This is a genomic window from Neobacillus sp. SRL179, assembly GCF_984799095.1.
Genome location: NZ_OZ481792.1, coordinates 1,478,374 through 1,493,753, shown reverse-complemented (window position 1 = coordinate 1,493,753; position 15,380 = coordinate 1,478,374). Strand labels below are relative to the sequence as shown.

Annotated in this window: 17 protein-coding genes; 5 read left to right on the top strand and 12 right to left on the bottom strand. The window is 36.5% G+C overall.

The features are described from left to right. Nucleotides 1–89: 89 nt before the first annotated feature. The 8 genes from AC4E8C_RS07390 to AC4E8C_RS07355 form a co-directional block, all read right to left on the bottom strand. Nucleotides 90–1,220, bottom strand: a complete 1,131-nt coding sequence (locus tag AC4E8C_RS07390) for an N-acetyldiaminopimelate deacetylase (protein WP_490211473.1) — start codon at nucleotides 1,218–1,220, stop codon at nucleotides 90–92. A 58-nt stretch (nucleotides 1,221–1,278) separates the two neighbouring features. Continuing rightward, the gene (dapD, locus tag AC4E8C_RS07385) at nucleotides 1,279–1,983 is read right to left on the bottom strand and encodes a 2,3,4,5-tetrahydropyridine-2,6-dicarboxylate N-acetyltransferase (RefSeq protein WP_490211472.1); all 705 of its coding nucleotides are present in this window, start codon (nucleotides 1,981–1,983) and stop codon (nucleotides 1,279–1,281) included. Between the two features lie 129 nt (nucleotides 1,984–2,112). Next, nucleotides 2,113–3,000 (bottom strand): transcriptional regulator CcpC, encoded by an 888-nt coding sequence (ccpC, locus tag AC4E8C_RS07380; protein ID WP_490211470.1) that lies wholly within the window; start codon nucleotides 2,998–3,000, stop codon nucleotides 2,113–2,115. An 84-nt stretch (nucleotides 3,001–3,084) separates the two neighbouring features. Beyond that, the gene (locus AC4E8C_RS07375) at nucleotides 3,085–4,596 is read right to left on the bottom strand and encodes an MDR family MFS transporter (RefSeq protein ID WP_490211468.1); all 1,512 of its coding nucleotides are present in this window, start codon (nucleotides 4,594–4,596) and stop codon (nucleotides 3,085–3,087) included. A gap of 51 nt (nucleotides 4,597–4,647) precedes the next feature. Continuing rightward, complete coding sequence (gene cbpB / locus AC4E8C_RS07370) at nucleotides 4,648–5,091, bottom strand: cyclic-di-AMP-binding protein CbpB (RefSeq protein WP_490211466.1); 444 nt, start codon at nucleotides 5,089–5,091, stop codon at nucleotides 4,648–4,650. A gap of 203 nt (nucleotides 5,092–5,294) precedes the next feature. Next, nucleotides 5,295–5,531 carry a YkuJ family protein gene (locus AC4E8C_RS07365; protein ID WP_490211465.1) on the bottom strand — a complete coding sequence of 79 codons (237 nt, stop codon included), beginning with the start codon at nucleotides 5,529–5,531 and terminating at the stop codon, nucleotides 5,295–5,297. A gap of 217 nt (nucleotides 5,532–5,748) precedes the next feature. Continuing rightward, nucleotides 5,749–5,985 (bottom strand): hypothetical protein, encoded by a 237-nt coding sequence (locus AC4E8C_RS07360; protein WP_490211464.1) that lies wholly within the window; start codon nucleotides 5,983–5,985, stop codon nucleotides 5,749–5,751. A 74-nt stretch (nucleotides 5,986–6,059) separates the two neighbouring features. Next, the gene (locus AC4E8C_RS07355) at nucleotides 6,060–7,271 is read right to left on the bottom strand and encodes an EAL-associated domain-containing protein (RefSeq protein WP_490211462.1); all 1,212 of its coding nucleotides are present in this window, start codon (nucleotides 7,269–7,271) and stop codon (nucleotides 6,060–6,062) included. A gap of 140 nt (nucleotides 7,272–7,411) precedes the next feature. On the opposite strand from AC4E8C_RS07355, the gene AC4E8C_RS07350 reads away from it, so the two are divergent. Then, nucleotides 7,412–8,254 (top strand): C39 family peptidase, encoded by an 843-nt coding sequence (locus AC4E8C_RS07350; protein ID WP_490211461.1) that lies wholly within the window; start codon nucleotides 7,412–7,414, stop codon nucleotides 8,252–8,254. 151 nt (nucleotides 8,255–8,405) lie between these two features. After that, nucleotides 8,406–9,278, top strand: a complete 873-nt coding sequence (locus tag AC4E8C_RS07345; RefSeq protein WP_490211459.1) for a metallophosphoesterase — start codon at nucleotides 8,406–8,408, stop codon at nucleotides 9,276–9,278. 7 nt (nucleotides 9,279–9,285) lie between these two features. Here AC4E8C_RS07345 and AC4E8C_RS07340 read toward each other — a convergent pair whose 3' ends face one another. Further along, the gene (locus AC4E8C_RS07340) at nucleotides 9,286–11,037 is read right to left on the bottom strand and encodes a putative bifunctional diguanylate cyclase/phosphodiesterase (protein WP_490211458.1); all 1,752 of its coding nucleotides are present in this window, start codon (nucleotides 11,035–11,037) and stop codon (nucleotides 9,286–9,288) included. 255 nt (nucleotides 11,038–11,292) lie between these two features. Here AC4E8C_RS07340 and AC4E8C_RS07335 point away from each other — a divergent pair, with 255 nt between their 5' ends. From AC4E8C_RS07335 to AC4E8C_RS07325, 3 genes are all read left to right on the top strand, one after another. Further along, nucleotides 11,293–11,790, top strand: coding sequence for a YkyB family protein (locus AC4E8C_RS07335; RefSeq protein ID WP_490211456.1), 498 nt, complete (start codon nucleotides 11,293–11,295; stop codon nucleotides 11,788–11,790). 212 nt (nucleotides 11,791–12,002) lie between these two features. After that, complete coding sequence (locus tag AC4E8C_RS07330; RefSeq protein WP_490211455.1) at nucleotides 12,003–12,203, top strand: hypothetical protein; 201 nt, start codon at nucleotides 12,003–12,005, stop codon at nucleotides 12,201–12,203. 155 nt (nucleotides 12,204–12,358) lie between these two features. Further along, nucleotides 12,359–13,513 carry an aminotransferase A gene (locus AC4E8C_RS07325; RefSeq protein WP_490211454.1) on the top strand — a complete coding sequence of 385 codons (1,155 nt, stop codon included), beginning with the start codon at nucleotides 12,359–12,361 and terminating at the stop codon, nucleotides 13,511–13,513. A 49-nt stretch (nucleotides 13,514–13,562) separates the two neighbouring features. Here the strand turns inward: AC4E8C_RS07325 and AC4E8C_RS07320 are convergent, their stop codons facing one another. The 3 genes from AC4E8C_RS07320 to AC4E8C_RS07310 all read right to left on the bottom strand — a co-directional run bounded on the left by AC4E8C_RS07320 (nucleotide 13,563) and on the right by AC4E8C_RS07310 (nucleotide 15,335). Beyond that, nucleotides 13,563–13,742: a hypothetical protein gene (locus tag AC4E8C_RS07320; protein ID WP_215040604.1), complete on the bottom strand. Its 180-nt coding sequence runs from the start codon at nucleotides 13,740–13,742 to the stop codon at nucleotides 13,563–13,565. An 85-nt stretch (nucleotides 13,743–13,827) separates the two neighbouring features. Next, entirely contained in the window at nucleotides 13,828–14,706 is an 879-nt protein-coding gene (locus AC4E8C_RS07315) for an NAD(P)-dependent oxidoreductase (protein WP_490212492.1), read from the bottom strand. Between the two features lie 155 nt (nucleotides 14,707–14,861). Continuing rightward, entirely contained in the window at nucleotides 14,862–15,335 is a 474-nt protein-coding gene (locus tag AC4E8C_RS07310) for a hypothetical protein (RefSeq protein ID WP_490211452.1), read from the bottom strand. Nucleotides 15,336–15,380: the final 45 nt, after the last annotated feature.

Here is a 15,380-nt window from a genome sequence, read left to right as displayed (position 1 = left end):
TTTCTTCCATTTCAGCCAGCACACGATTTACACGTTTTCAAGCATTTGTATGCCACTTCCACCTATTAGAAAATGACGGAGCTTGTTACCTACGCCTTTGACTGATTCCCTTTATAAGAAATATAGTTGGTCATGACCTTAATTGCCACATCGATTGCCCCTTCATTGGGAGTTAATTTAGCATGGTGCAAGCCAAATGGCGAATCAACACCCAGCCAAAACATAAGGCCCGGAATTTCTTTAAGCATATAGCCAAAATCCTCACCAGTCATCGCTTCCTGACACTCGATGACAGTTACATCTGTTTGGTCCTTAATGTAATTAATAAATTCTCTCGTGGCTTCCTCGGTATTGTACACTTGGTGGTACATTGAACCATAATCAATAACCGCTTCACATTCAAAACCAATCTCAATGCCTTTTACTAGTGCTTCAATCCGATGCTTAACCTTATTCATCGCTTCTGGTGACAAGGCACGAATGGTCCCTTCCAGTCTGGCCTTTTCAGCGATTATATTTTGAACAGTTCCCCCAGTAATTTTCCCTATTGTTATGACAGCACTATCTAATGGATTGACATTCCTTGAAATAATCGTCTGCAGTTGATTAACGAGCGCACAGGCGGCGATTACCATATCATTTGTTTGATGTGGATAGGCTGCATGGCCGCCCTTTCCCTTTAAATCAATAAACAATTCAGATGTATTAGCAAATAATAATCCTTCCTTCAGAGCAATTGTTCCAACTGGATATTCAGGAGCTATATGAAGAGCAAAAATTAAATCTGGCATCCATTCTTTCATTTCTTCTGAATTTAACATAGGCTCTGCTCCGCCAGGACCTTCCTCTGCAGGCTGGAAGATAAATAAAAGATCATCATTGATTGGGTTATTGATAAAAAACTGCAACACACCTAAAGCAATGGTCATATGAAAATCATGACCACAAGCATGCATTCTACCTTCGTGCGAAGAAGAAAATGTCAGTCCAGTTTCCTCGATTATTGGCAAACCATCGATATCCGTTCTATACCCAATAGTTTGACTAGGATGTAATCCATGTAATTTTACAAGTAAACCGGTCCGCCATTTTTTAATCTTGATTCGTTCCTGAGGCAGTGATTGTATGTACGATAATAAATAGGCTTGCGTTTTAAACTCTTGGAAACCGAGTTCAGGAATCTGATGAAGTTCACGACGGATTTGAATTAATGAGCTCATGTTCAATACCTCTTTTCTATAAAAGAAGCGTGGAACTGCTTCCACGCCTTCCTCATTTTTATAACTGTCTAAGTTCCTGCATGATCTCCGTTTTTGATTTGGTCTTTTCATCAATATCTTTAATTTTCTTTGCCGGAGTTCCTGCTACTACCGTATAGGGTGGTACATCTTTTGTGACTACAGCCCCCGCTGCAACTACAGAACCTGTACCTACGGTTACACCCTCAAGTACAACGGCATTTGCACCAATCAAAACATCATCTTCTATTACAACTGGTTTTGCGGAAGGTGGTTCAATCACACCAGCTAAAACGGTCCCTGCACCAATGTGGCAATTTTTTCCTACAGTTGCTCTGCCACCAAGGACTACCCCCATATCAATCATGGTTTTTTCACCAATAACAGCGCCGATATTAATAACAGCACCCATCATAATGACAGCATTATCGCCAATTTCCACTTGATCACGGATAATCACACCTGGTTCAATCCGTGCATTGATCGGTTTTGTATCCAATAAGGGAATCGCAGAATTACGGCGGTCATTTTCAACCACATAATCTTCAATCTTTGCCTGATTCGCCTCTAAAACTGCATAAATCTCAGACCATTCTCCAAAAACAACCCCCGTATTTTCATTAATGAAAGCTTTTGCCTCAGCACCGAAATCAATGCCTGCTAAGTCACCTTTCAAATATACCTTTACGGGTGTAGATTTTTTACTATTCGCAATAAAAGAAATAATTTCATTAGCATCCATCATTTTACAAACTGCCCCCTATTTGTTGTACTAGATTATTCATGGCCAACCCAGTTCACTCCTTGGACTTAGACCCTTATCCATACAAAATACTTTAACAAACAAAAGAACTGAAAACAAGGAAAAACACCCTTATACTTCAGAAGATTCCGCGATATATTCCTTAATTAATTCGACAAAGGCATCCACTTGTTTTAATTGGAAGGCTGATTCATATCCTAAAAGCCATGTATCTCGTTTTAACGGCTCATTATTCTCATTAACAAGAGGAATTTTAAAAATCTCTCTCTCAGCCTTACTTAAAGTTATAGCCGGTAATATGGCGTAACCAATGCCGTTAAATGCCATCTGCTTACATGTCTCAATCTGATCGACCAACACTGTTCTTTTTGGAGGCGTTTTATAATTCCGCATCCACCAATCTTGTATTTCTTGATAATAATTTGAGTCACTTTTAAACTGAATAAAGGGCCTATCCGTATATAATACTTGTTCAGGTTTTGTAAGTTCCCGATCCACTAAATAAAGCGGATCATCAAAAAGATGGACTTTTACACCTTTCCAATCTGGTGTCCCCCGAATAATACCTATATGTACCTGATCATCGTATAAACATTTTAGTATTTCACTGCTCCATCCCGTAACCAATGATATTTTCACTTGCGGATATTTATCAATAAACTTTTTTAAAACTTGTGGAAGCCAATTTTGACCTACAATGGAAGCAACAGCAATTTTTAATGTACCTGAGACACCTGATTGCAGGGAATCAATCGTTTCTCGAACCTTTTCCTGTTGGATTAGAACATCATTGACAAATTCAATCACATGTTCGCCTGCAGGGGTAAGTGCTAACCCCTTTTGCGAGCGAAGAAATAATTTGGTTCCCCATTCTTTTTCAATCGTTTGTAAACGTTGGGAAAGAGCTGGCTGAGAAACAAACAACCGCTCCGATGCTTTTCGCATATTCATTTCTTGAGCTAAAACAGATAATAATTGAAACTCAGATATGGAGGACAAAGGCAAAACCTCCCCTTATAATTTTTTTATTATAAAATGTTCTATTCAGTCTTGCCTCACTTCCGGTGGAAAAGCTCTGTGCATTTACACAGAGCTTTTCCGTTTATTTGGAATGAACAAGATTAATAGCAAACTGATAACGGCAAAGGTCAAGACGACATAATAAACAGAATGTAAGGAAAATGTTAAACCATCCTGTAATATACCTTTGACAAATTCCGAAAGTTTATCGCGGTCACTTGCTTTTAAAAGTTTATTGGCATCATCCACGGTTAAGGACTTGTCATTTTCATGTAGATAGTGTACCAGACGGGTATTAAGAATTCCTCCCAATAACGCGGCTCCAATGGTATTGCCTAAATTTCTCATAAACATATTAGCAGCTGTAGCAATTCCTCTTTGCTGCCAATCCACCGTACTTTGAATTGAGACAATAAAAGCGGTTGATGTTAGTCCCATCCCTACACCTATTAGAAAAGAACCAAAGGCAGCCCAAACTGGTCCTGAAGAAGAAGACATAGTGATAAAGACCATACTCCCAATGACGAGGAATCCTCCTCCAATAATAGAGGTATTCCGGTAACCAATTTTGTTCAACATCTGCCCTGAAATTGTAGAAGCAATCGGCCATCCTATTGACATTGCCGTTAGGGTAAATCCAGCGATAATCGGGGTCTGTTCCATTACCCCTTGGACAAATGTCGGTAGAAAACTTGAAATTCCAATTAAAATAATGCCGGATGTTAGTGAGGCAGTATTAGCGATAAAGATGGACCTGTCCTTCCAGATTGAAAACGGCATGACCGGTTCAGATGCATATCCTTCTTGAACGACAAATGCTAATAAGGCCATTCCAGAAACGATGAAAAGACTTATAATTTGCCAATCTCCCCAAGACCAGCGTCCCCCGCCTTCAACCAGTACAAACATTAGTGTTGATATGGCAATTGTTAAGAGGATTGCACCCAGATAATCAATTTGATGCTTTTTCTTGCTTATATTTTCATGTAAGTATAACCAGAGCCCCACTAAGGAAAGAATCCCAAGAGGGATATTAATCCAGAAAACATAATGCCAGCTAACATATTGGACAAGCAAGCCGCCCACTGCAGGTCCGGTGATTGCAGAAATCCCCCATACACTTGAAAGGTAACCTTGAATTTTTGCCCTTTCTTCTGCCGTGTAGATATCCCCCACGATGGTTGTCGCTATTGGTGTAACCGCACCCGCCCCAAAACCTTGAATGAGACGATAGAAAATTAGTGTTTTCATGGATGTAGCAAACCCGCAAAGAAGAGATCCAATTAAAAAAATAATGATACCAACTGTAAGTATAGGCTTTCTTCCAAACAAATCTGATAATTTCCCATAAATAAGGACGGTAACTGAATTCATTAAAAGGTACGCAGAAAATACCCAGCTATAAAGTGTAAACCCTCCCAAATCTCCAACAATGGCTGGCATAGCTGTTGATACAATCGTCGCTTCAATGGCCCCCATAAACATTGCTAACATGACGGAAGCTAATACTAGAGGTCTTTTTGTTGTCTTTCTTTGTGGACTTTCTGGAGAGGAAGTTTGGTTGCCAATACTCATTCACACACCTCAATTCACTATATAAATACAGCTCCCAATTGGGAGCTAACATTATTTTTTATTTTCTTTTACGATTCTGTTTAACTGATTCAACACTGTACTTCTTGGTAAAATCCCTTCAAAGTATCCATCATCATTTTCAATACATAAAAATGGGTGATTAACTAGTATTTCTAAGCAATCACTAATGGACGCCGAAATTCTTACGCGTGGAATGGAACTTTTCATAACTTCCTCGACCCGTTTGTTTTCCAGCTGTTCAAATTCAATGCGTTCTAGTCCAAGAATAGAATCCATGATAATGGGAGTACTAATTAATCCATGTAATTTATAATGTGGATCTAGTACGGGTATGGCTGTATAGCCGCTTTTTGTTAATACCAATAATGCATGTTCCAGATTGTTTCCAATTTGCACATGGGCAACCCGTTCCGAAGAAATCATTAATTGTGATATGGTTAATTCTAAAAATTCCCCACTGGGAAGACTGATCATCACCGAAAACTCCTCAATGTTTGTTTTTCTACATCCCTATTCTACCATAGTTACAGGACTATGGGTTATTATAAACTGTCTATGGATAAAGAAAACTTGCCGAGTGGCGAGATGTTAGATGGCATGAGGCTTAGTTGCAATTAAGCATGTTGTGATAGCTTATGCTTCCCTTTTCGCAAAAAAAAGAACCCCCATGGGAGGTTCTATTGAATCAAATCAAAAATTTCAATTGTAATCATATCAATATTATCAAATTGATATCTTTTTGGCTTTTCTTTCTCATTATATACTTCTAATTCAAACGTTTCCGTTTTTGGATGAAATGTTACTTGACACTTTCTATCACCATTTACCTCAAAATAGCGTTGTGCTGGTTCCCCACTATTAGATTGCTCCTGAAGGTTTTTTAATCTTGTTAAGATTCCTTGTAGCTGTGACATGCACTTATCCTCCTTTCAAACACAAAACAAACTGTCTACAGTTATGTTTCTCATTTGGCACTTTAATATCCAAATCGATTTTTTCAAAATTTTACAGTCGAATTTTTTATGCCAATATTAAAAGAATAAAATACTATAGGGGATTTGTCCAAATAAATATCGAATAAATAGTAATTTTTTTAAAAAAATATCAAAAAGGCCTCAAAAGTGAGACCTTTTAAAAAAAGGCAATCTTTACAAACAGTATAATAAACAGTAATAACGCAAAAAAGATTCCATAAGCTAAGAAAATGGGATTACGTGTATAAACATTTCCTTTTACAGCCTTAGCAATTTTATGGTCCATATCGCCTTCAACTGTTTTTTGATTCTTTGCCGCGGATAATGTGTAGATAAACGAAACTGCAAGGATACCGGCGATTGCTACAGCAAGAATGTTAACAAATAAATTCATGATTTGTTTGGTCTCCTTCTATCGAATGTTACCATTAAATTGCCACGTCATGCCTCATTCTATACCGTTCTTATTTACAGTAATTGATCATGTTCAAACAAATATTGATAGGAAATATCAATAAATAAGTATTCGTTTCCGTTCATTGGAAAGGAAAACGTCCGTATGGTCTCACCTGTTTCAATATCACAATACAAATCAGAAAGTCTTCCCCTTTGTTCATGACGCATTTTAATAATATTTTCCAAGAAGTATGGCCGCCAGCTCCAATTTTTGTTTAAATAAATGGACTGAACTGTCCAGCCGTTTTTCCCTTTAAAGATATTGGCCGATTTTTGAAAGCCATCTTCATCACATACATACATACGGAAGGCAATATCTTCCATTTCTTTAATTAATGACTGAAATAATGTTTCATAACCGGACTTTTTATTTTTGGTGACTATTTCCTGCACTGTCGCCTGAAAATACTCAGCAGTTGTTAAAACAGCTTCTAATTTTCGCTTTTCATAAGTAATAAAATCATGAAATTTTTCCTTTAAGCGATCCTTTAAAAAATCACAGTTTACAAATTCTCCTGCAGGTGGAGCTAAATAAAACCCTTGATAGAAATGGCCGCCATTTTTCCATGCAAATTGCAGCTGATGACTCATTTCAATATTTTCAAACAACAAGGTCGCGCCAATTTTCCGGGCGAAAAGAGATAATGAAAACAAAACATCATTAAAATTCACACCGGTTGACGTGGATTTCAAAGCCTCAAGATTTATTTTTATGATATCCGGTTCTAACTGGCCAATTCGTTCAAGATAATGACTTTCACTGCCAATACTCGCAATAGCAATCCTTAACCCATAGGTACGATAATATTGCAATAAATGGTCAAATTGGTCTATATCTCCCTCGTAGTTACGATCCGATATCTCAAGTACAATACGTTTTAAACACAGCCCCCTTTTTTCAAATCCTAATAATTCTTGTAAAAATGGTTCTCCATGACCGTACATTAATAATTCGGCATTCCGATTTAAAAAAATAAGGATGCTGTTGTCGAGTTCCAAAACCTTTTCAAGAGCCTTTTTTACAATTATTATATCTACTTCATACTTATATTCATCTGGAATTTGGTCATCTTGAAAAAAAGGTCCTAAGCTGATGACTTCCTCTGCGGTTTGATAACGCCCTAATATTTCATAGGCTATTACACGCTGCTCATCTGCGCTAAAGATCGGTTGAAAATACGGAAAAACATTTTCAAGATCTGAGATTATTTCCAATGCATCCATCCAAGTTCCTCCAAAACTTTTTTCGCTCACTATACGATACGCTTTTCTCTTCTTATCGTTCTTTTCCAAAAGGATACCATTATAGCATCATTGATACAATCATATCCTATACCTAAGCTTTCATAAAGGAGAGTGCATTATTGAAAACAGTATTCATAATGGCTTCACTGCTTCTAATGTTTGGATGCAGCCATTTCCAGGCAGATTCAATAAATACGGGAAACAATAGGATACCTCATTCTATTACTAGTGAGGACATTAAACAGAGAAGAGTTTCATCTCTTTATATTGATAAATCTTCCGCAATTCAAGGCCTAAAAAAACAAATGATGAATGTAGAAAATAACGCCAGTAAAGACCAATCAGTTAGTACAGTACAAAAAAAAGAATCGGCTATGGTGAATGTAGTACTGATTAAACAAAACCCTGAGCTAAGATATGGATGTGAAGTGACTAGCCTTGCGATGGTTCTAAATTATGCAGGGGTTAAAACTAATAAAATGGATCTATATCGTTTAATACAAAAGGATCCTGACCCACTAGTTAGGTCGCCAAGAGGGGATATATTAAAATGGGGAAATCCTGCAGACGGATTTGTAGGCGATATGACCGGTAAACGTGCTGGCTATGCGGTATTTGATAAACCCATGGTCGCCTTAATCAATCAAAAGCTTCCGGGACGAGCTGTCAATTTAACCAACCTCCCCTTTGAGAAGGTATTAGAGCATGTTTCTAAAGGGTATCCAGTGGTCGTTTGGACTACTGGAGATTATCGCCTTCCGGACCGATGGGAAGGGTGGTATCACGGAACGCAATTTATTAAAACACCGCTCGATTTACATGCAGTTGTCTTAGTCGGATATGATGCCAATTTTGTTTATTTAAACGACCCGCTGTCAGGCAGGAAGCAGGTAAAAGTAGGGAAAGAACAATTTATTTCGTCATGGAAAGCTTTACAAAGCCGTGCCGTAAGTTATAAGTAAAAAGCAGTCAATATAGTTTGACTGCTTTTTTTAGAATATTTCTTACTATTTGGAATAAACACATATAAAACCCTTTTTTCTTGCTTTCTATACAGTTTTTAAAGAAAATACAAATTATAGATAAAGATAAACAGATAGGTTGGTAAAAAGAATGACTAAAAAACAAACGAGGAGAACATTTCTAAAACAAATATTTGGTTCAGCCCTTACTCTTGTTGGAATAAGCTCCGGCGGCTATGTATATGCTCATCGAATAGAGCCGTCCTTACTAGATATCCAACAACAGTCCATCAAACATCGATTAATCCCAAAAAGTTTTGAAGGAGTTAAAATTATTCAATTTAGTGATACTCACCTTGGGTTTCAATATACTCTTAACCAATTTCAAAAGTTGGTCTCGAAAATCAATGAACTCCAACCTGATATGATAATATTTACGGGAGATTTAATGGATGAGCCAAATGAATTTACTGAATTGAATAAATTGGTACCCCTATTAAAAAGACTACACGCCCCGCTTGGGAAGTATTGCATTTTTGGCAACCATGACCATGGTGGTTATGGCTCTGAAATTTACCGGAATGTAATGGAAACCACCAATTTTAATGTCCTTATGAATAAATCCATGCGGGTTCATTTAAAGGATGGCAGCAGCATATACCTGCTTGGCATTGATGATGCCATGTTAGGGAACCCTGATTTACCGTTAGCCATAAAAAATGTCCCACCAAACAGTTTCACATTATTATTATCCCATGCACCAGATCTTGCAGAATCAGCCGTACAATACCCAATCCATTGGCAGTTAAGCGGACATAGTCATGGTGGGCAAATTAAAATTCCTTTTATTGGTGCGCTTGTCACGCCCCCGTTTGGACAAAAGTATCCTGAAGGGTTGTATACAATTGGAGAAGAGAAATTAACCCTTTATGTAAATCGCGGCATAGGAACCACAAGGCTTCCTTTCCGGTTTATGGCCAAACCAGAATTAACCGTTTTCACCTTAAAAGCAGTGGAAAGTTAAAAGAAATCTATCTTAAAAATTGCTTTTCAAGTTCTTTACTAGAAAGTGGTTGAGAGTAGTAAAAACCTTGAATTTTATGGCAGCCCGCATTAGATAAAAATTCCACCTGATTATTATGTTCAACCCCTTCCGCTATTACTTCTAGACCTAAACTTCTTCCTAAGTGTATGATGGTCGAAGTAATCGCGGCATCTTTTTTATCAACAAGAATATCCCTGATGAAAGACTGATCTATTTTTAAAACATCAATAGGAAATTGTTTTATATAATTTAGCGATGAATACCCAGTTCCAAAATCATCTACCGATATAGATATGCCAAGATCTCTTAATTTTTCTAGTTTCGGAATGGTCTCTTTAGTATCAGTCATAGCCCCTTCTGTTATTTCAATTCCTAATTTAGAGGCACGTATTTTATATTTTTGAATCATTGCCTGAATAAATGGTACAAGTTTTGAATGCTGAAACTGCTTTGGTGATATATTAACAGCAATCAATATATCGGAATATCCCATTTTATCCCATTCATGAAGTTGTTGACAAGCTTGTTCAATCACCCAATAACCAATCGAGATAATTAATCCTGTGTCCTCTGCCAAAGGAATAAACACTGAAGGGGAAATGGGGCCAAATTCATTATCATTCCAGCGCAGTAATGCCTCAAAACTTTTTGCTTGGCCAGCCGCCAAGTCAATTTGGGGTTGATAAAATAATGTTAATTCATTCTTGTCAATTGCTTTTCTTAAGTGTGTCTCAAGTGTAACAATATTTGTTATGACGGAATTCATATCTGTCCGATAAAATTGAAAATGGGCTTTTCCTTTTTCTTTTACCCGGTAGAGAGCCTCATCTGCATTTCTTATTAACATTTCAGCATCTTTTCCATCATTGGGATACATGCTAATACCGATACTTGGTGTAATAAAGTATTCTTGTGAATTAAAATAAAAAGACTTTGAGAAAATAGAAAATACTTTTTTTATAAAGGTACTAACGGCTTTTCTGTCAGCCATTAACAGCAGAATGGTAAACTCATCTCCACCTAACCGATAAATAAAACATGTTTCATTTTGAAATTGGATAAGACGTTGGGCAACTCTTTTTAATATTTCGTCCCCTGCCAAATGACCAAGTGTATCATTCAAAAATCTAAACCTATCTAAATCTATTGAAATTAAGGCAAATTCTTTATCCCTTTTTGAAAAAGAATAAATATTTTGGTTTAAATGTTCCAGCAATGCTCTTCTGTTAAATAAACCTGTTAATTGGTCGTGAAACGCCAAAAATTTAATCATTTCAACATTTTTTGACTGCTCAGATAAATCCTTAAAGATAACATATAACCCGGTTATTTTCCCATGTACAGAGATAGGAACGGTCTTTATTTGGACAATCAATAAATGCCCTTCTGAATGAATCATTTTACAATCAAAAGATTCAAGAGCGTAGCCAGAACAAGTTTTCTCAAGTAATAATTTGAATTTTTCTAAATCCTGATCATTAATGACGTCATAAACGGACCGATTTAGCATCTTCCTTTCAGCATATCCCGTCATTATTACTGCAGCAGGATTTACTTCCAGTATTTTTCCTTCAGGACTTATCATAATAATGGCATCCATGTTATGTTCAATAATTGACCGGTATCTTTGTACACTTTCAATGATTTTATTCTTTTCAGCAGACCATTTCGTAACTTCTCTAGTAACATTTTTATCTGATTCGAATTCATTAGTTAAAAAACAATTTAAATGCTTCATTAAATCATCCTTCAATTGAAAAATTCTATTTTTTTACAATAATGTAATTCTATTTTACAATTTAATTGACTAAATGAAAGCGTTTTAAAGGAAATAATGATTATTTTATAGAAATCTTTAAAATCCCTTAAAATAATGGAGTATTTTGTATTTCCCAAACAGTCTTGATTGAATGATTCTGCCAGAATAAAATGAAATACATTTCCATTATTTCTATTTTCTAAAAAAAAGGGTATAATGTAGATGTTTTAAAGAATGAAAGGAGAGCCTAATTTGAATCACGATCAGAAATATCCCCTAGCAAAGCTAAGTCTAACCATTGAAAACCTCGCACAAGCAGTCTTTATCGTGAATCGTCATGCTAAAACAGCCACAAATCCTAAATTTCTGTACAAATTAAAGCAAGAATCCCTAAAGAAATTAATTGCAGAAGGCAAAGCAAAAAAGGTAGGTCTCCATTTTTCCGATCACCCGCGAAATAGTCAACAACAATCCGATGTCCTTGTTGAATGTGGAAGATACACCTTCCATATCCCTCCAACCAAATCAGATTTACATGACCTCCCCCATCTTGGAAAGTTAGATGGCAGTGTTCGGAATCCAAAAGTTTCACTCTCACTTCACATAGCTAAATCATTACTTCAATCTTATACAGGAATTACTGAAATAGATGATACACTGCCTAATCATCGTCTTAATAAACGAACCTATCAAAAACCAGTCTTTAAAAAATTAGGCGAACGTTATAATTAAAACAAGTCAAAGTCAAAGTAGTCAGGAGAAGCTGTCCTGACTTTTTTATTTCCACACTTATTCGTTATTAAATTCTAATTTTCGCAACATCTTCTTGACCATTTAGTGAATTTTTTCACATAACAATAGATTCTCTACTTAATTGGATTTACAATACAGTCATACGAATAACTAAATTAGTTGCCATATACTATAAAAAGAGGTGCTTTATCATGAAAGGAACAGCTATTCTTTTTCAAGAGCAAAGAATTACGTTTATTGAAGATGTTGAACATTCCTTTTTCGAGGAAATTAAAGAGCAGTGTGGTTGTGAAACGTGCAGCTGCAAGCTTGGAGAGCAAATGGTTGAATTTGAAGCTGTATCGCCTGTTTTCTGGCACGAGAATGAAATCGACTGGGATTATGGCTATTAATAATAAAATAATTTTACTATCTAAAACGGTCTCGAGTACTCGGGACCGTTTTTTATTTTAAGCCATATTCGTAAAATGTATCAGTAGTAGAACTTTAAGACCAAAATAGTCTATAATCTATATATTCTAACTTCATCGGGGAAGGTTGTGCAATATTGGAACATTTAATTAATCAACGAGTAAAAGAGATTGAAATCTCCGGAATAAGGAAGTTTTCTAATATGGTTGCCGGCATGGATAACCTTATTTCGTTCACCATTGGTCAGCCAGATTTTCCTACACCAGAGCATGTGAAAAAAGCCGGCATTGAAGCAATTGAAATGGATTTTACCTCCTATACGCATAATGCAGGTACAATTGAATTAAGAAAAGCAGCTTGTGACTTTGTTGAAAAAAAATATGGTTTACACTATAATCCTGAAGCAGAAGTGATTGTAACAATGGGGGCAAGCGAAGCAATTGATATTGCTCTTCGAACTATTTTAACAGAAGGTTCAGAAGTGATTTTGCCTGGGCCTATTTATCCAGGATATGAACCCATTATTCGGATGATGGGGGCAGTACCAGTTCATGTGGATACAAGAAGCAATCAATTTCGTTTTACGATAGAATTGATCAAGCCGTTTATTACAGACAAAACACGTTGTATTGTTCTTCCCTATCCATCCAACCCTACAGGGGTGAGCCTGTCAGAAGATGAACTGAGGGAAATAGCAAACTTCTTAAAGGATAAGGATATTTTTATACTGGCTGATGAGATCTATAGTGAACTCACGTTTGACCAAAAGCATCAATCCATATCCAGTTTTTTAAGAGAGAAGACCATCGTGATTAACGGGTTATCGAAATCCCACTCCATGACAGGCTGGAGAATTGGTTTTTTATTTGCCCCTGAAACTATTTCAAAACATATTTTAAAGGTACATCAATATAATGTTTCATGTGCGAATTCTATTGCTCAAAAGGCGGCTTTGGAGGCTTTAACAGTTGGAATCGATGATGCACTGATAATGAAAACAGAATATCTGAAGAGGAGAGAGTATGTTTTTGACCGGTTAACTTCAATGGGACTTGAGACAGTTAAACCAGATGGAGCATTCTATTTCTTTGTAAAGGTTCCTGATAAATTCGCTCTGAATAGTTTTGAGTTTGCGTTAAACCTGGTTGAGCAAACAAGGGTAGCAGTTGTGCCTGGGAGTGCATTTTCCGAATATGGGGAAGGGTACTTTAGATTGTCCTTTGCATGTTCTATCGAGAAGTTGGAGCTAGGTCTAAATCGAATAGAGGAATATTTAAATAAATCAATTTAATTTCAAATGGAACTCCTCAATCATTCACGAGAGGAGTTCCATTTTTTTATTATTGACCTTTATACTTACCGTTATTTTTAGAGGCTTTTTCTTTTTTAGCTTTGTCTTTATGGATTTTATTTGTTGCTGCAGAACCCATTTCATGGGCAAATTCCTCGTTTAAGACAGCTGAATCAAACCCTTTTTTATTTTTTTGCTGCGGGTCATTCTTTTTTGTACGTTTAGCCATTCAACATTCCTCCAATCAAGTTTTTCTATTCTAGTTTCTTGATGTCAGAAGGAATTTATTCTATCCGTTACTGCAAAATTAAAAGCTAATTTTCCCAATATTTATAAAGGGCTTGAGTACCACTATTTTGTTCGCCTTTCTCAAGCAATTGATCGTAAAGGGATTTGGCTAAAGAAAGACCTGGTACCTCCATATCCATTCTCTTTGCTTCGTCTAAAGCAATTTTCATATCCTTAATAAAGTGCTTTATGTAAAATCCTGGTTCAAAATCCCCCTTTAACATTCTGGGAACTAAATTAGATAATGACCAGCTGCCTGCGGCTCCAGTCGAGATACTTTTTAAAACATTTTCAGGATTTAATCCCGCTTTTTCAGCATAAATGATGGCTTCACAGACACCTACCATATTTGATGCAATCGCAATTTGATTGGACATTTTGGTATGCTGTCCTGCACCAGCCATTCCTTGATAAACGATGTTGGTTCCTAGATACTTTAACAGCGGAAGAACTTCATCAAAAGCTTCCTGGTCACCACCGACCATAATAGAAAGCTTTCCTTCCTTTGCACCAACATCCCCGCCGGATACCGGTGCATCCAACACTTGGATCCCATTCTTTTTAGCCTCATTATAAATTTTCTCTGCGAGAGACGGTGCAGAAGTCGTCATATCAATAAAATAACTACCTGTTTTACCATGTTTCACTAATCCATTTTCCCCAAGAAACACTTCCTCAACATCCGATGGATAGCCGACCATGGTAAAGACAACATTAGCGTGTATTGCCACTTCTTCCGGCGTTTCTGCCCATTGAGCCCCTTTTTCCAATAAATCATTTGCCTTTTGTTTTGTCCTCGAAAAGACAACTAATCTGTATCCTGCCTCTAACAAGTGGCTTGCCATGCTTTTCCCCATCACACCTGTACCGATAAAACCAATTACTGTATTTTCTGGTGTTAGCAAATCAATCATCCCTCTCATTTATTTTCACTTTATTTTAACATTTCATCTTTAGATGTACATAAATAAAGACCGGAACGTCCAGCCGTCCCGGTCCTAGTGCTCCATCTCCAAATTTATGCACATACTAATGATGTCCCATAAATTATGAAAATAAACTATAACTCTGATGAAAAATTTGTTAAATAAGCACGTCCAAAAACTTCTTTATCATTAAATACTTCAATAGATACTGCCTGATCTCTCTCAATCAGATTCTTAAGATCTTGAATATGTAAATCTTCTTTTAATGGCAATGGATCCATAAAAATATATTTCTCACTATTTCCTTTTACTTCAATATAATCGCCATTTAATACTTGATCCTCACCATAGACGATTTCCCTCTTACCAATCGCTGCGGCTAATGAATCATCGTGGATTGTAACTTTCACCTTGTACAGTTGATGGTTCTCCAGTATTTCATTGTTAATACGAAAACGAAATTGGAGTTCATTATTTTTAGTCAGTAAGGCATCTGCATATCGATTAACAATCAACTCATTTGAAAATAGGTATCCACATCCACTTAAAATGGATGAACACACTATCCCTAGTAATAAGACTATCACGGCCCGATTTTTCCTATACATTTATAACACTCCCTTATATTTTTACCATTGCCAAAAAACATTGGT

Coding starts and splice junctions, on each gene's coding strand:
- AC4E8C_RS07390 (WP_490211473.1), bottom strand. CDS start 1,220: ATGAGCTCATTAATTCAAATCCGTCGTGAACTTCATCAGATTCCTGAA.
- dapD (WP_490211472.1), bottom strand. CDS start 1,983: ATGATGGATGCTAATGAAATTATTTCTTTTATTGCGAATAGTAAAAAA.
- AC4E8C_RS07375 (WP_490211468.1), bottom strand. CDS start 4,596: ATGAGTATTGGCAACCAAACTTCCTCTCCAGAAAGTCCACAAAGAAAG.
- cbpB (WP_490211466.1), bottom strand. CDS start 5,091: ATGATCAGTCTTCCCAGTGGGGAATTTTTAGAATTAACCATATCACAA.
- AC4E8C_RS07365 (WP_490211465.1), bottom strand. CDS start 5,531: ATGTCACAGCTACAAGGAATCTTAACAAGATTAAAAAACCTTCAGGAG.
- AC4E8C_RS07360 (WP_490211464.1), bottom strand. CDS start 5,985: ATGAATTTATTTGTTAACATTCTTGCTGTAGCAATCGCCGGTATCCTT.
- AC4E8C_RS07355 (WP_490211462.1), bottom strand. CDS start 7,271: ATGGATGCATTGGAAATAATCTCAGATCTTGAAAATGTTTTTCCGTAT.
- AC4E8C_RS07345 (WP_490211459.1), top strand. CDS start 8,406: ATGACTAAAAAACAAACGAGGAGAACATTTCTAAAACAAATATTTGGT.
- AC4E8C_RS07340 (WP_490211458.1), bottom strand. CDS start 11,037: ATGAAGCATTTAAATTGTTTTTTAACTAATGAATTCGAATCAGATAAA.
- AC4E8C_RS07335 (WP_490211456.1), top strand. CDS start 11,293: ATGAAAGGAGAGCCTAATTTGAATCACGATCAGAAATATCCCCTAGCA.
- AC4E8C_RS07330 (WP_490211455.1), top strand. CDS start 12,003: ATGAAAGGAACAGCTATTCTTTTTCAAGAGCAAAGAATTACGTTTATT.
- AC4E8C_RS07320 (WP_215040604.1), bottom strand. CDS start 13,742: ATGGCTAAACGTACAAAAAAGAATGACCCGCAGCAAAAAAATAAAAAA.
- AC4E8C_RS07310 (WP_490211452.1), bottom strand. CDS start 15,335: ATGTATAGGAAAAATCGGGCCGTGATAGTCTTATTACTAGGGATAGTG.